The sequence below is a fragment of the Streptomyces sp. NPDC053560 genome (assembly GCF_044544605.1).
Taxonomy (GTDB): Bacteria; Actinomycetota; Actinomycetes; order Streptomycetales; family Streptomycetaceae; genus Streptomyces.
The window spans coordinates 13,055-26,581 of record NZ_JBITXI010000023.1; the positions used below are offsets into that span (position 1 = coordinate 13,055).

Genomic DNA, 13,527 nt, shown 5'->3' on the forward strand with positions numbered 1-13,527 from the left:
GATGACATCCCGTTGCCCGGTCACCCGGACCCGCACGCACCCGTTCAGCGCCCCCAACGGCGTGGAGATGGATCCCACCTACGCCCACCTGCGCGCGCAGGAGCCGGTGTCGCGGGTCCGTATGCCCTACGGCGGCGAGGCCTGGCTGCTCACCCGGCACGCCGACGTCCGTGCGGTCCTCGGCGACCAGCGATTCAGCATGGAAGCCGGCGCGGGCAAGGATGTCCCCCGCCCCACCGAGCACCCTCTGCCCGCCGGCGCGCTCATCGGCATGGACCCGCCCGGCCACACCCGTCTGCGTCGGCTCGCCGGCAAGGCGTTCACCGCTCGCCGGGTGGAGGAACTGCGGCCCCGAGTCGAGGAGTTCACGCACGGGCTGATTGACGGGATGCTCGTCGGCGAGCCGCGCGCGGAGATCATGGAGGACCTCGCCCTCCCGTTGTCCATCTCCGTCATCTGCCAGCTGCTCGGAGTCCCCTACCAGGACCGGTCCCGCTTCCAGGGCTTCTCCGACGCCATGCTCTCCTCCTCCCTCACCCCCGCCGAGGTACAGCAGAAGGTCGAGGAGTTCAGCGCCTACATGGCCGCGCTGGTCGCCGAGCGGCGCGCCGAACCCCGCGACGACCTGCTGAGCAGCATGGTCCAGGCCCACGACGAGGGCGACCGGCTCAACGAGGGCGAACTGCTGATGCTGGGCACCGGTCTGCTGCTCAGCGGATACGAGACCACCGCAACCCAGATCGGCAATTTCGTCTACCTCCTCCTCAAGGACCGCGAGCTGTACGAGTCTCTGGTCGCCGACCCGGAACTGGTGCCCAGCGCCGTCGAGGAGCTGCTCCGCTTCACCCCCTTGAGCGTCATGGACGGCTTCGCCCGGATCGCCCTGGAGGACGTCGAGATCAACGGGACGCTCATCCGGGCCGGTGAGGGCGTGGTCACGTCCATCGCCTCCGCCAATCAGGACTCGACGGCCATGCCCGGCGCCGACTGCATCGACCTGGCCCGGAGCAACAACCCGCATCTCGGTTTCGGTCACGGCATCCACTACTGCATGGGTGCTCCGCTGGCCCGCCTGGAAATGCAGATCGCGCTGGGCACCCTGGCGCAGCGGCTCCCGGAGCTGCGCCTGGCCGTGCCGGCCGACGAGGTCCGCTGGCGGACGGGCCTCCAGCTGCGTACGCCCGAGGCGGTCCCGGTCACCTGGTGACACCGTTCGGGCCCCCGCCACCACACACGAGAGCGCCGGCCGGACTCCTCCGGCCGGCGCACACTCCTGTCACGCCCCGGGCCCCGGACCGGCAACGCCCCGGCGGCCCGCGGGGTGCACAGGCGTGAGAGCGACGGCCGCACGAAGACCACCGATTTCAGGGCGTGAGAGAGCCCGACCGACTCGACATGGGGATCGAATTGAGTAGCACAAAACCCGCACCCGCCTCCTACCCGTTCAACAGTTCGGAAGGGCTGGACCTGGACGAAGCCTACGAGAGGGCGCAGAAGGGCGAAGGGCTCCAATGGGTCCGCATGCCGTACGGGGAGCCGGGCTGGCTCGTCAGCCGTTACGACGACGCGAGATTCGTGCTCGGCGACCGGCGGTTCAGTCACGCCGCGGTGGCGGAGAACGACGCGCCGCGTATGCGGGAACTGCAGACCCCCAGCGGCATCCTCGGCATGGACGCACCTGACCACACCAGGCTGCGCGGGTTGGTGACCAAAGCATTCACCCCGCGCCGAGTGGAGGCCCGGCGGCCGCACGTCAGGGAGCTGACCGCGTCCCTGCTGCAGGACATGAAGGCGATCGGCTCGCCTGTCGACCTGGTGGAGCACTACGCCATCCCCATCCCCGTGGCCGTCATCTGTGGCCTGCTGGGCGTGCCCAACGAGGATCGCGCACTCTTCCGCGGCTGGTGCGACATAGCGATGTCCACCAGCACGCTCACCGCCGAGGACCATGTGCGGCTGGCCGGTGAATTGATGAGCTATCTGTCGGACTTGGTCGAAGACCGCCGCGCCGCGCCGCAGGACGACCTCGTATCGGCACTGATCGAAGCCCGCGATGTCAATGGCCGGCTCTCGCACGAAGAGCTGGTCAACCTGATCGTCTTTCTCCTGTTCGCCGGCCACGAGACCACGGCCAGCCAGATCTCCAGCTTCGTCCTGGTCCTGCTGGAGCAGCCGGACCAGCTGGCTCTCCTCCGCTCCCGTCCGGATCTGCTGGAAAACGCCGTGGAGGAGCTGACGCGATTCATCCCGCTGGGAATCGGAGCGGCGTTCCCGCGTTACGCCACCGAGGACGTCGAGGTGGGCGGAACGCTGATACGGGCAGGCGAACCGGTCCTGATCCAGTCCAACGCAGCCAGCCGGGACGCCTTGCGTTTCCCCTCACCCGGCGTGCTCGACATCACCCGCGACGACGCCCGTCACCACCTCGGTTACGGGCACGGTCCGCACCACTGCCTCGGCGCGTCACTCGCGCGGCTGGAACTCCAGGAGGCGCTGCGGACCCTGCTCGACGGGCTGCCCGGGCTGCACCTCGCCCAGGACGTCGAGTGGAAGAAGGAAACGATCGTGAGGGGGCCGCGCAGGATGTTCGTGGCCTGGTGAGCGTCGCGACATCGGGGGCGGCGGGCCCCTTTGCGGGAGTCTCTCCCATGCGCCGGGTGGCAGCTCCCCGCCCCGGCTTCCGTACACCGTGACACCTTGGAGAATTCCCATGACAACGCAGTGGACCACGCCGTCCGCACTCGGCCGCAGACTCCAACGGACTCGCGTCGGCCACTGGTTCGCAGGGAACCAGGGCGATCCGTACGCGTTGATCCTGCGCGCCATGAGGGAGGATCCCTCGCCCTACGAGGAGGAGGTCCGCGCGCGCGGGCCGGTGTTCCACAGCGAAGCGCTGGACACGTGGGTGATCGCGGACGGCGCCCTAGCCCGGTCCGTCCTGACCGACGCCCGCTTCGGAGCGCTGACCCGCGCGGGAGGGCGGCACCGCGCGGAACACCTCCCGCCGGCGGGAGCCGAACTCCACCCGGACCGTGCGGGGGACCGGCACGGCGGCGCGCCGGCCGATGCCGGTCCGGCGGTGTCCGCGCAGGACGAGGCGGCCGTCGAGGCCCTCGCCGAGCAGGTGTCGCACCACCTCCTGCGCGACCTCGGCGCCGACTTCGACCTCGTCGCCGACTTCGCGCGCCCACTGCCGGCACAGGTCCTGGCGGAATTCCTGGGGATACCCGAAGCCGACCGCGGCCGGTTCGAGGAACTGCTGACCGGCTGTGCCCGCAGCCTCGACAGTCGGCTGTGCCCGCAGACTCTCGCCATCACACGCCGCGGCCTGGCGGCGGCGGACGAGCTTCAGGACCTGCTCGCCCGCCACCTCGATGACGGTGGAGCACGGTCCGCTCGCGGGGCTCTCGCTCTGGCCGTCGGCGTGGCCGAACCCTCCAGCGTGCTCCTCTGCAACGCCTTCGAGACGCTCGGCAGCGCTCAGGGGGAGTGGGACGCCCTCTGCCGCAGCCCGGAGCGAGCCGGCGCCGTCGTGGCGGAGACCTGGTGGCGCAAGCCGCCGGTGCGGGTGGAGAGCAGGATCGCGCAGGAGGACGTCGAACTGGCCGGGGTGCCGATCCCCGCAGACGGGCACGTGGCGATCCTGGTCGCCGCGGCCCAACGCGACCCGGCCATCGCCCGGGTCCGCGCGGCGGAACGCCCCACCGGTGCCCCCGGACAGGGCGACGGCAGCGGCGTACCCCTGGGACTCCTCGGCGACGCGCACTCCACCTCCGCCGCGCGAGCGGCCCGCACCATCGCCCGCGCTGCGCTGCGGGTCCTCGCGCGGGAGGCACCGAACCTGCGGGCGAGCGGGGCAGCGGTGCGCCTGAGGCGGGCGCCCGTCACGCTTGGACATGCCCGCTTCCCCGTCTCCCGGGCGGGCTCCGGGGCACTCACCGCCCCGAGTGCGGCATGAGCATCCGCGACGAACACCGACTGCCGAACGAGGAAGCGAGCCGATGCGCGTCCTGATCACGTCGATCGCCCACAACACGCACTACTACCACCTGGTGCCACTGGCCTGGGCCCTGAAATGCGCCGGCCACGAGGTGCGAGTGGCCGGCCAGCCCCGCATCACCGACATCATCACCGGGTCCGGACAGACGGCCGTGCCGGTCGGCGACGACACCGACCTGTTGGACCTGCTCACCGAGATCGGCGGCGACATCGCCCCGTACCAGGCGGGACTGGACTTCGCCGAAGACCGGCCCGAGGCGCTGACCTGGGAACATCTGCTCGGCCAGCAGACCGTGCTGACTTCCCTGTGCTTCGCGCCGCTCAACGGCGATTCCACGATGGACGACATCGTCGCGCTGGCCCGCTCCTGGCAGCCGGACCTGGTGATCTGGGAGACCTTCACCTTCGCGGGAGCGGTCGCGGCCCATGCTGTGGGCGCAGCGCACGCCCGCCTCCTGTGGGGCCCCGATGTCATTGGTCAGGCCCGGGAACGGTTCGTGGACGCCAAGGCACAGCAGGCTCCCGAGCACCGGGAGGACCCGATGGCCGAGTGGCTCGGCTGGACCCTGGAGAGGCTCGGCCTCCCGCCCGCCGGAGACGGGCTGGAGGAGTTGCTGAACGGCCAGTGGGTCATCGACCCGGGCCCGGAGAGCCTGCGCCTCGACCTTCGCGGGCCGACCCGGCCCATGCGTTTCGTCCCCTACAACGGCCCTGCGGTCGTACCCGGTTGGCTTTCCGAGGAGCGGAAGCGCCCGCGGATCTGCCTCACCCAGGGAGTGTCACGACGCGAGACCCACGGCTCGGACATCGTCCGCTTCCAAGACCTGCTCACGACCCTGGCCGACCTCGACATCGAGATCGTCGCCACCCTCGACAGCACCCAGCGGGAGAGCCTGACGGAGGTTCCCGACAACGTGCGGATCGTCGACTTCGTTTCGATGGACGTGCTGCTGCCGAGCTGTGCCGCGATCATCCACCACGGCGGTGCCGGAACCTCGGCAACAGCTCTCCTGCACGGCGTTCCGCAGATCATCATCGGCGCGCACTGGGACGCGCCGCTCATGGCCCGGCAGCTCGACAACGCGGGCGCGGGGATCTCCATCCGCCCCGATGACCTGGATGCGGACACACTGCGCGCGGCGGTTCAGCGCGTGCTCACGGACCCCTCCCTCCAGCAGGGCGCGGACCGCTTGCGGGCCGAAATCCGGTCCCAACCCACCCCGGCGGAGCTCGTCCCCACGCTGGAGCGGCTCGCCCGGAGCCACCGGCGATCCCACTGACCACAGTGCCCGACAGGGTGCACGGCCGGCCCCCGGCCGTGCACCCCTACCGGCCCTGATTCGGCAACGTCACCGCAGGAAGCCGCGTGCATCCCCCCAGCCTGCGGCGACATCCGCCTCAAGCTGGTTGAGCCGTGCCGTGATCACTTGGTCGAACCCGTCCATGAAGTACTCGTCACCGTCGTGCGGCGCGATCTGCCGGCCGTCGCCCACGAACCGCTCGACAACCTCCGCCAGGGAGGTGTCCGGCCCCACCCGGCCCGCGATGTAGCGGTCTGCTCCGTCGAGGTCCGGGAATCCGGCCTCGCGGTACAGGTACACGTCACCCAGCAGGTCGACCTGGACCGACACCTGGGGGTGCACGGACGGGCGCATTGTTCGCGGTCTGATCCTCAGCAGTTCGGCGTCCGCGCCGGTCTTCAGGCTGTGCAGCGCGTAGCCGTAGTCGATGTTCAGCGTGGGGGTCAGCCGGCTCACCCGCTCCTCGAAGGCGAGGAGCCCTTCCTGGAGCTCGGTGCGTTCGGCCTCGGCCAGCCTGCCGTTGTCCCGGCCGCTGTAGTCCTCGCGCACGTTCAGGAAGTCCACCGGCCGGTCCGGCGCCGCCTCGTTGAGTTCGGCGATGAAGTCGACAAGGTCGAGCAGTCGGTGGGTGCGTCCGGGCAGTACGATGTAGCTGAATCCCACTCGTACCGGGTTCTCCCGCTCGGCACGCAGCTGCTGGAAGCGTTGGAGGTTGGCGCGGACCCTTCCGAAGGAGGCGCGCTTGCCCGTGGTCTCCTCGTACTCCTTGTCATTGAGCCCGTAGAGCGAAGTGCGCACGGCATGCAGGTCCCACAGGCCGGGTTGTCTGTCGAGCGTTCGCTCCGTGAGCGCGAAGGAGTTCGTGTACACGGTCGGCCGCAGGCCCCGGGCGGCCGCGCGGCTGCTGAGCGTGCCCAGCCCCGGGTTGGTCAGGGGCTCCAGACCTCCGGAGAAGTACATGGCGTACGGATTGCCGGGCGGTATCTCGTCGATGATGGACGCGAACATCGCGTTACCGGACTCCAGTGCCGACGGATCGTAGCGAGCGCCGGTCACGCGGACGCAGAAGTGGCAACGGAACATGCAGGTCGGCCCCGGATACAGGCCCACGCTGTAAGGGAAGACCGGCTTGTGCGCCAGGGCCGAGTCAAAGATTCCCCGCTGCTCCAGAGGCAGCACGGTGTTCTGCCAGTACTTGCCGGCCGGCCCGGCCTCCACGGCGTGCCGCAGCCCCGGCACCTGGCCGAAGAGGTCGAGGAGACGACTGAAGGAAGCCCGGTCGACGTCCAGCGACCGACGTGCTTCCTCAAGGGGAGTGAAAGGGCGGTTCCCGTAATGCGACGCGAGCCGTACGAGCCGAGGCGCGACCGTTGCGGCCTCGTCGGCTCCGGCGTGGCCGTCGGCGATCAGGTCGCGACGCACCGCGTCGGCCGCTGCCGCGAGGTCGGCGCCGGGGCGAGCGCAGATTGCGACCGGACCGGCGGCCGGGGAGGGGGCTGTGGATGTCATCCTGCATGTCCCATCGTCATCAGCACGCGGTTGTCGGCACCGAAGTGTTCGGCACCGTGAGCGTGCAGGTCATCACGGAATTTATTGGCATCCCAACGGCCTCGCGAGAGCAGATCTTGCGGCCCGTCGGGGTCGGCGAAGATCGCCCCAGACTGGCGCCGGACAGCTAAACTTGCCCCGCCCCGAGCCGTTGACCAGTACGAATGAAGAAGCATCGCTGGCGTACCAGGAGGAACGATCGAATGGCGCAGTGCGACAGAAACACCTTCTCGCTGGGTGGCGACCTTGCGGTGCACCGGATGGGCTTCGGCGCCCTGCGGCTGACCGGCCCGGGATACTGGGGGCCGCCGGACGACCGTGAAGCGGCGCTCGGAATAGCCCGGCTGGCCGTAGACCTCGGTGTTTCCTTCATCGACACCGCCGATTCCTACGGGCTGGGGAGCAGCGAGGAGGTGCTGGCCGAAGCGCTGCGCCCGTACCCGGACAGCTTGGTGATCGCGACGAAGGCAGGCCAATGCCGTCCCCGCCCCGATCAGTGGGTGCCGTTGGGCAGGCCCGAGTACCTGCGTCAGCAGGCTGAGTTGAGCCTGCGTCGGCTCGGGCTCGACCGCATCGACCTCTTTCAACTGCACCGGATCGATCCGAAGGTGCCGGCGGCCGAGCAATTCGGGGCGCTCAAGGAGTTGCAGGACGAGGGCAAGATCCGGCACATCGGACTGTCCAAGGTCACCGTCGAGGAACTGGAGGAGGCGCGCGAGCAGATCACCGTGGCCAGTGTGCAAAATCTGTACAACCTGACCGACCGGCACAATGACGAGGTGGTCGACTACTGCGAGAAGCATTCGATCGCATTCATCGCGTGGCTTCCGATAGCCCGCGGTGAACTCGCCGCTGAAGGCAGCCCGGTGACTGCCATCGCCGACGAACTGGGCGCGACCTCCAGTCAGGTGGCGCTGGCGTGGCTGCTCCACCGCTCCCCGGTGGTGATCCCCATTCCCGGTACGAGCTCGCCCGCGCACCTCAAGGAGAACGTGGCGGCATCGGAACTCACTCTCTCCGAGGACCAGTTGTACCGACTCGACGCACTGGGACGATAGCGGCCCCGGGGGAGTGCCGGCACACTCCTCCCTGGGCGGGACGGCAGACCGCCGGTCAGGAGGCGGGCACCACGGCCTTCGTGTCATTCGACGCTCGACGTGGCAAGACAAGTCAGGGCGCCACCGTGGGTTCCCGCTGCTCGCCGGCCCTGCGGGTGACCTCGTGTCCGCGCGCCACGGTGAGCCGTACGATGTCGCACACGCGGCGGATGTCCTCGCGGGAAACGGTGGGGCCGGTGGGCAGGGCGAGTACCTTCTGCGCGAGCCGCTCGGTGTGCGGCAGGGTGACCGGCCGTTCCGAGCGGTAGGGCTCCATCTCGTGACAGCCGGGGGAGAAGTACCGCTGGCACACCACGTTCTCCGACTTGAGCACGTCGCCCAGCAGGTCACGGTGGACGCCGGTCACCGCGGCGTCGACTTCCACGATCAGGTAGTGGTAGTTGTTCTGCTCGGCACGGTCGAACTCGATGACCTTCAGCCCGGCGAGGCCGGCCAGCTCCGACCGGTAGTTGTCGTAGTTGGCCTCGTTCTGGCGCACCGTTTCCTCGAAGGCATCGAGCGAGGTCAGGCCCATTGCGGCGGCAGCTTCGGTCATTTTCCCGTTGATGCCCGCCTCCGTGGACACCCGCCCCTGCGCGAATCCGAAGTTGTGCATCGCGCGGATCCGCTTGGCCAGTTCCTCGTCATCGGTCACCACCGCGCCGCCTTCGAACGCGTTGACCACCTTGGTGGCGTGGAAGCTGAACACCTCGGCCTGCCCGAACCCGCCGAGCGGTCGCCCTTCCGACGTGCAGCCGAGCCCGTGCGCGGCATCGTAGAACAGCTTCACACCGTGATCGGCCGCGACCTTCGCAAGCTCATCGACCGCGCACGGGCGACCCCACAGGTGGACCGGGACGATCGCACTGGTGCGGGGGGTGATGGCCGCTTCGACCAGTGCGGGGTCCATGCAGCCGGTACGCGGGTCGATGTCACAGAAGACCGGCGTCAGGCCCAGCCAGCGGAACGCGTGGGCAGTCGCCGGGAAGGTCAGGGACGGCATGATGACCTCGCCGGACAATTCCGCGGCGCGCGAAAGAAGTTGGAGAGCGATGGTCGCGTTGCAGGTCGACACGCAATACCGCACTCCGGCCAGCTCGGCCACTCGCTGCTCGAACTCACGGGCCAGCGGTCCGCCGTTGGTCAGCCACTGGTTGTCCAGTGCCCAGTTCACTCGATCGAAGAACCGGGTTCGGTCACCGACGTTGGGGCGACCCACGTAAAGCGGTTGCAGGAATGCCGAAGAACCGCCGAATATGGCGAGGTCGCCAATATCGCGTTTCATATTCACATCTCCCCCGGCGTATGCGAAAAGATGCACACACGGTATTCATGGCAGGCAGTACAATGCAAGAGCGAAGCCGTGCAGAATAAGTGGTTCCGCGGGGTGTCCGGAGCCCTGGATCGATTCCGAACACGGCGAATTCGAGCACAGCGGCTTCGAGCGCGGCGAGATCGAGCGCGGAGATCCCGAATGCAGTGTCTGTCACCCCCGGCAGGGCATGCAGCATGCTACGGATGACAATCGAGGATCCGTGTTCGGCAAGGATTTCGGAAGTGCCGGACAGGCAAGAGGCCGCGAACGCACCGCGACATCTTCCGCCGTGCGCAGGCGAGGGGCCCGCGCTATCGGCGCGGGCTCGAAACCCCGGCCCGGACGGATGGGATCAGCCTGGGCCGGGCAGCGATCAGTGCTTGCGGCGCCAGTAGACGCCGGTCACGTCCACGGTCTCGATCGGCTCGTCGATGCCATGTGCACGCCGGAAGTCGTGGACGGCTTCCTTGCAGGCCGGAATCACATAGTCGTCGACGATCGCGAACCCGCCGACGGAGAGCTTGGGATACAGGTTGACCAGCGCGTCCATGGTCGATTCATACAGGTCGCCGTCCATCCGCAGGATTGCGAGCTGATCGATTGGCGCCGTCGGCAGGGTGTCGGCGAACATGCCGGGCAGGAACTTGACCTGGTCGTCGAGCAGGCCGTAGCGAGCGAAATTCTCCCGCACCTGCTCCTCGGAGCAGCTCAGCACCCAGTTCAGGTTATGGAATTCCATGCCCTGGTCGAGCGGGTGGCTGTCCTCGGATGTCACCGGGACGCCGGCGAACGAGTCGGCGAGCCATACGTTCCGGTCTTCGACGCCGTGTGCCTTGAGCAGTGCGCGCATCAGGATGCAGGCGCCGCCGCGCCATACGCCGGTCTCGATGAAGTCACCGGGAACGCCGTCCCGAAGAACCTGTTCCACGCACTCCTGGATGTTGTCCAGGCGGCGCATTCCGATCATGGTGTGCGCGACCGACGGTACGTCCAGACCGGCCGCGCGATGGTCGACATCGAACGTGCCACGCTCTTTCGCGGGGTTTTCCGAGCCTGGACGCATGCTGTCCGCTTGATCCTTGTCCAGGACATTCATCCCGAACGGGAAAGTCGGTTGATCCTCATAAATAGTGTTCGCCAGAACCTTTTTCATGAGGTCGACGTAAAGCTCATGGGCCTGCACGGTCAAAGCATCCCCCAGCTTAAGAATCAAGCAATAAATTTTCTATTCTTAACTCACCCTAACAGCAACTAGAGGGAGGGAGCAAGGAAAATTCTCTCGATAGTGCCGGCGGCTGAGCCTCTTTCATCCCGAATGGCCGCATGTCAGGAGTGTGTGAACGGCTCGGGCGGGCGATCGGTCCCGGATCGGCTGGTTGCCGGGCTGGAGAGACGGCTCAGCGGGCGGAACTCGAATTGCGTGGACCGGGTTCGCGAGTGTGTTGCTCGCCGGATGCGGAACGGACGGATGCCCGGTCGTTGCCGCGTTGGCCGGCGCCCGTGGGGCGTCCGAGGGCCACGCCCGCCAACACCATTACCAGGCCGCACAGTTGCTGCGGAGTCAGTGCCTCGTCGGCGAGGGCCAGCCCGAGGAGTACGCCCGTCACGGGGTTGAGCAGTCCGACCAGGCCCACGGTGCCCGCGGGGAGATGGCGCAGTCCGGTGAACCAGGCGGCGAAGGCCAGTGCTGTGGCGATCAGGGTGACGTAACCGAACGCGAGGAGTGTCGGTGCGGAGAGCGCGGGCGGAGCGCCTTCCGTGACTGCGGCGACCGGGAGCAGGAACAGGCCGCCGGCGGTGAGTTGCCAGGCGGTCGAGGCGAGTACGTCGGTGCCGGCGCTCCAGCGCTTGGTCAGCACGTAACCGAAGGACGACGTCAGCATGGCGGTGGCCGAGGCGAGGACGCCGGCCACACTCACTCCGCCCGCTCCCGTGAGCAGCATGAGGCACACTCCCGCCAGCCCGGTCGCGGCGCCGGCCAGGTGGGCGGCCCGGGGGCGCTCGGACACCAGGAGCCAGGCCATGAGCATCATCGTCAGCGGGGACAGTGCCATGACGGTCGAGGCGATGCTCGTCGGAAGCAGCTGGGAGGCGGCGTAGACGAGGACGAAGAACACGCTCACGTTGAGCAGCCCGAGCACCGCGGACCGCCACCACCACGCACCGCGTGGCAGCTGCCTGCGCAAGGCCAGCAGGACGAGCCCGGCGGGCAGTGCCCGGAGGGCGGCCCCGTACAACGGGTGGTCCGCCGGCAGGAACTCGCGTGTGACGTAGTAGTTGGTTCCCCACGCCACCGGCGCGACCGCCGTCAGCGCCACCCACCGCAGATTAGCTTCCATGGAAGCTAATATAACTTCCTCGGAAGCTACTATGGGATCCATGAACGATCGGCAACCGCTGGACCGCGTGGCCCGCATCCAGGCGGACTGGCGCCGCGAACGCCCGGACCTCGACGTCGGCCCGCAGGGCGTGATCGGCCGGCTGCACCGGCTGGGCGACCGCCTCACCGAGAACCTCTGCCTCGTCTACGACCGTTACGGCCTCAGCGAGGGGGAGTTCGACGTCCTGTGCGCACTGCGCCGCGCCGGTGAGCCGTATGAACGGGCCCCCGGCGAGCTTGCCGCGCACACCATGGTCACCACCGGTGCGATGACGAAGAGAATCGACCGCCTGGAGCGCGCCGGACTCGTCACCCGCCGCCGCTCCGACAACGATCAGCGCGGTCGGATCGTCGCCCTCACCACACCCGGGCGTGACCTCATCGACCAGGCATTCACCGACCACATGCACAACGAGCGCCGACTACTGGACCTCCTGACACCCACCGAGGCCACAGCGCTGGAAAAGCTGCTCACGACCTGGCTCTCCCACATGGAGCAGCCCACCCCTGACAGCGAGTGACCTACGGCAGTGACGACCGGGACCGAAGGTGGTGGTGAAGGGCCGCGAAGGCCGTGTACGTGAGAGGGAGCGTCAGGGCCGCGGTGACCAGGAGGCCCACGATGACGGGGGCGAGGATGCCGGCGTAGTAGGCGGCGAAGAAGTTTCCCGTGGCCTGTTCGAGGAGAGTGCGCACGAGGGGGCGCAGCGGCAGGGCGAGCTGCACCACGAGCCGGAGCACTCCGGCGGTCAGTGCGGCCAGCGGCAGTGCGAGGGCGAGGACGCGGGCCCCTCCGGCGCGCGTCCACGTCAGCGACCAGGAACGGCGCAGGGCCGCGACGGGGCCGAGCCCGTCGGCCGCCGCGGCCGGGGCGAGGGCGAGCGCGAGGCGCAGCAGCACGGCGCCGGCGATGGCCGCCATCGGGGACGCCTTGACGAGTGTGTAGGGCCATGATCCGGGCGCCAGCATCTGGTCTTCGGTGTCGGTCTGGTAGCCGGTGAGACTGTGCGCCACGGCAAGGAAGAGCAGCGGCAGCGCGCATACGACCAGGCCGCGCAGCGTGTACACAGCGAGCATCGGCCGCATCCGCGCACGGACCGTGGCACGCAACGAGTCCCCTGCCTCAGGGGCTCCGATCCCCACCGCGACGGCCCGTGAGCACACACTCTGCAGGGCCGCGCTGCCCATGCCGAAAAGGAGCAGGAAGAGCGGAAGCGTGCAGGCGGCGACCAGTCCCAGGTCGCTGGAATCGTGCAGGTACGGGTCCTCGTTGTAGTGGTACCAGATGCGTTGGTTCCGCATATGGGTGAAGAGGGGCCAGCCCAGCGCGAATATCGCGGCCGTCATCAGCAGCCCGATCAGCCCGGACAGCCCGACGACACGTACCGTCACACCCGCCAGCGCTCCCCGGTGCTGCCGCAGGACGGCGAACGTCGTGGCGGTGACACCGCGTCCCGAGTCCGCGCCCGTCGGCGGCGCTGCGCGGTCGTGTGGTGTGGTGCGTGTCATGGTGCGAGCCTTCTGTACGTTCCGGTTCCGTTCCCCGTGGGGACGCGGGACGGACCGTAACGGTTCTCCGGAGGCGCGAGGTTCCGCAACTGCATCCGTGGGCCGACGGCATCCGCAGGCCGACGGGATCCGTGAGCCTACGGCAGAAGGAAATGACAAAGGCAAGGAGAAGTCTCTCCTTGCCACTCTCAATGTATAGCGCAATGGGGGGCTTGCGGCAAGGCCCAGGGGGTGCCGCACAATCTTCCGTCGAGGCCACAACCTGCGTAAATGCAGAAATGGGGACACGACGTGCGTGTGTTGTCGACGTCTGGGGGACGCGGTGACGTCGAACCAGCGAGGGGACCGGAAGTGCGGGGACCGGCAGTGCGGTCGCGA

Annotated in this window: 11 protein-coding genes; 6 read left to right on the top strand and 5 right to left on the bottom strand. The window is 68.5% G+C overall.

The genetic code is table 11. The features are described 5' to 3' along the window. Position 1: 1 nt before the first annotated feature. The 4 genes from ACIGQF_RS36855 (at position 2) to ACIGQF_RS36870 (ending at position 5,279) form a co-directional block, all read left to right on the top strand. A complete protein-coding gene (locus ACIGQF_RS36855) occupies positions 2-1,207 on the top strand; it encodes a cytochrome P450 (RefSeq protein WP_399719939.1) in 1,206 nt (401 codons plus the stop codon). A 188-nt stretch (positions 1,208-1,395) separates the two neighbouring features. Continuing rightward, the gene (locus ACIGQF_RS36860) at positions 1,396-2,601 is read left to right on the top strand and encodes a cytochrome P450 (RefSeq protein WP_399719943.1); all 1,206 of its coding nucleotides are present in this window, start codon (positions 1,396-1,398) and stop codon (positions 2,599-2,601) included. A gap of 109 nt (positions 2,602-2,710) precedes the next feature. Next, positions 2,711-3,958, top strand: coding sequence for a P450-derived glycosyltransferase activator (locus ACIGQF_RS36865; RefSeq protein ID WP_399719947.1), 1,248 nt, complete (start codon positions 2,711-2,713; stop codon positions 3,956-3,958). A 43-nt stretch (positions 3,959-4,001) separates the two neighbouring features. Then, positions 4,002-5,279, top strand: a complete 1,278-nt coding sequence (locus tag ACIGQF_RS36870) for an activator-dependent family glycosyltransferase (protein ID WP_399719949.1) — start codon at positions 4,002-4,004, stop codon at positions 5,277-5,279. A gap of 69 nt (positions 5,280-5,348) precedes the next feature. On the opposite strand, the gene desII is transcribed toward ACIGQF_RS36870, so the two are convergent. Then, entirely contained in the window at positions 5,349-6,809 is a 1,461-nt protein-coding gene (gene desII / locus ACIGQF_RS36875; protein WP_399719952.1) for a dTDP-4-amino-4,6-dideoxy-D-glucose ammonia-lyase, read from the bottom strand. A gap of 242 nt (positions 6,810-7,051) precedes the next feature. Here desII and ACIGQF_RS36880 point away from each other — a divergent pair, with 242 nt between their 5' ends. Further along, on the top strand, positions 7,052-7,906 hold the full coding sequence (locus tag ACIGQF_RS36880; RefSeq protein WP_399719955.1) for an aldo/keto reductase: 855 nt from the start codon (positions 7,052-7,054) through the stop codon (positions 7,904-7,906). Between the two features lie 112 nt (positions 7,907-8,018). Here the strand turns inward: ACIGQF_RS36880 and ACIGQF_RS36885 are convergent, their stop codons facing one another. The 3 genes from ACIGQF_RS36885 to ACIGQF_RS36895 all read right to left on the bottom strand — a co-directional run bounded on the left by ACIGQF_RS36885 (position 8,019) and on the right by ACIGQF_RS36895 (position 11,599). Further along, positions 8,019-9,266, bottom strand: coding sequence for a dTDP-4-dehydro-6-deoxyglucose aminotransferase (locus ACIGQF_RS36885; protein ID WP_399719958.1), 1,248 nt, complete (start codon positions 9,264-9,266; stop codon positions 8,019-8,021). Between the two features lie 367 nt (positions 9,267-9,633). After that, entirely contained in the window at positions 9,634-10,473 is an 840-nt protein-coding gene (locus ACIGQF_RS36890) for a TylF/MycF family methyltransferase (protein WP_399719960.1), read from the bottom strand. A 184-nt stretch (positions 10,474-10,657) separates the two neighbouring features. Continuing rightward, positions 10,658-11,599 carry an EamA family transporter gene (locus tag ACIGQF_RS36895; RefSeq protein WP_399719963.1) on the bottom strand — a complete coding sequence of 314 codons (942 nt, stop codon included), beginning with the start codon at positions 11,597-11,599 and terminating at the stop codon, positions 10,658-10,660. A gap of 40 nt (positions 11,600-11,639) precedes the next feature. Here ACIGQF_RS36895 and ACIGQF_RS36900 point away from each other — a divergent pair, with 40 nt between their 5' ends. Beyond that, positions 11,640-12,161: a MarR family winged helix-turn-helix transcriptional regulator gene (locus ACIGQF_RS36900; protein ID WP_399719966.1), complete on the top strand. Its 522-nt coding sequence runs from the start codon at positions 11,640-11,642 to the stop codon at positions 12,159-12,161. A 1-nt stretch (position 12,162) separates the two neighbouring features. On the opposite strand, the gene ACIGQF_RS36905 is transcribed toward ACIGQF_RS36900, so the two are convergent. Beyond that, positions 12,163-13,149, bottom strand: coding sequence for a hypothetical protein (locus ACIGQF_RS36905; RefSeq protein WP_399719968.1), 987 nt, complete (start codon positions 13,147-13,149; stop codon positions 12,163-12,165). Positions 13,150-13,527: the final 378 nt, after the last annotated feature.

Bases quoted from the DNA above. Each gene is read 5' to 3' on its own strand.
- ACIGQF_RS36855 (WP_399719939.1), top strand. From the start codon at position 2: ATGACATCCCGTTGCCCGGTCACCCGGACCCGCACGCACCCGTTCAGC.
- ACIGQF_RS36860 (WP_399719943.1), top strand. From the start codon at position 1,396: ATGGGGATCGAATTGAGTAGCACAAAACCCGCACCCGCCTCCTACCCG.
- ACIGQF_RS36865 (WP_399719947.1), top strand. From the start codon at position 2,711: ATGACAACGCAGTGGACCACGCCGTCCGCACTCGGCCGCAGACTCCAA.
- ACIGQF_RS36870 (WP_399719949.1), top strand. From the start codon at position 4,002: ATGCGCGTCCTGATCACGTCGATCGCCCACAACACGCACTACTACCAC.
- desII (WP_399719952.1), bottom strand. From the start codon at position 6,809: ATGACATCCACAGCCCCCTCCCCGGCCGCCGGTCCGGTCGCAATCTGC.
- ACIGQF_RS36880 (WP_399719955.1), top strand. From the start codon at position 7,052: ATGGCGCAGTGCGACAGAAACACCTTCTCGCTGGGTGGCGACCTTGCG.
- ACIGQF_RS36895 (WP_399719963.1), bottom strand. From the start codon at position 11,599: ATGGAAGCTAATCTGCGGTGGGTGGCGCTGACGGCGGTCGCGCCGGTG.
- ACIGQF_RS36900 (WP_399719966.1), top strand. From the start codon at position 11,640: ATGAACGATCGGCAACCGCTGGACCGCGTGGCCCGCATCCAGGCGGAC.
- ACIGQF_RS36905 (WP_399719968.1), bottom strand. From the start codon at position 13,149: ATGACACGCACCACACCACACGACCGCGCAGCGCCGCCGACGGGCGCG.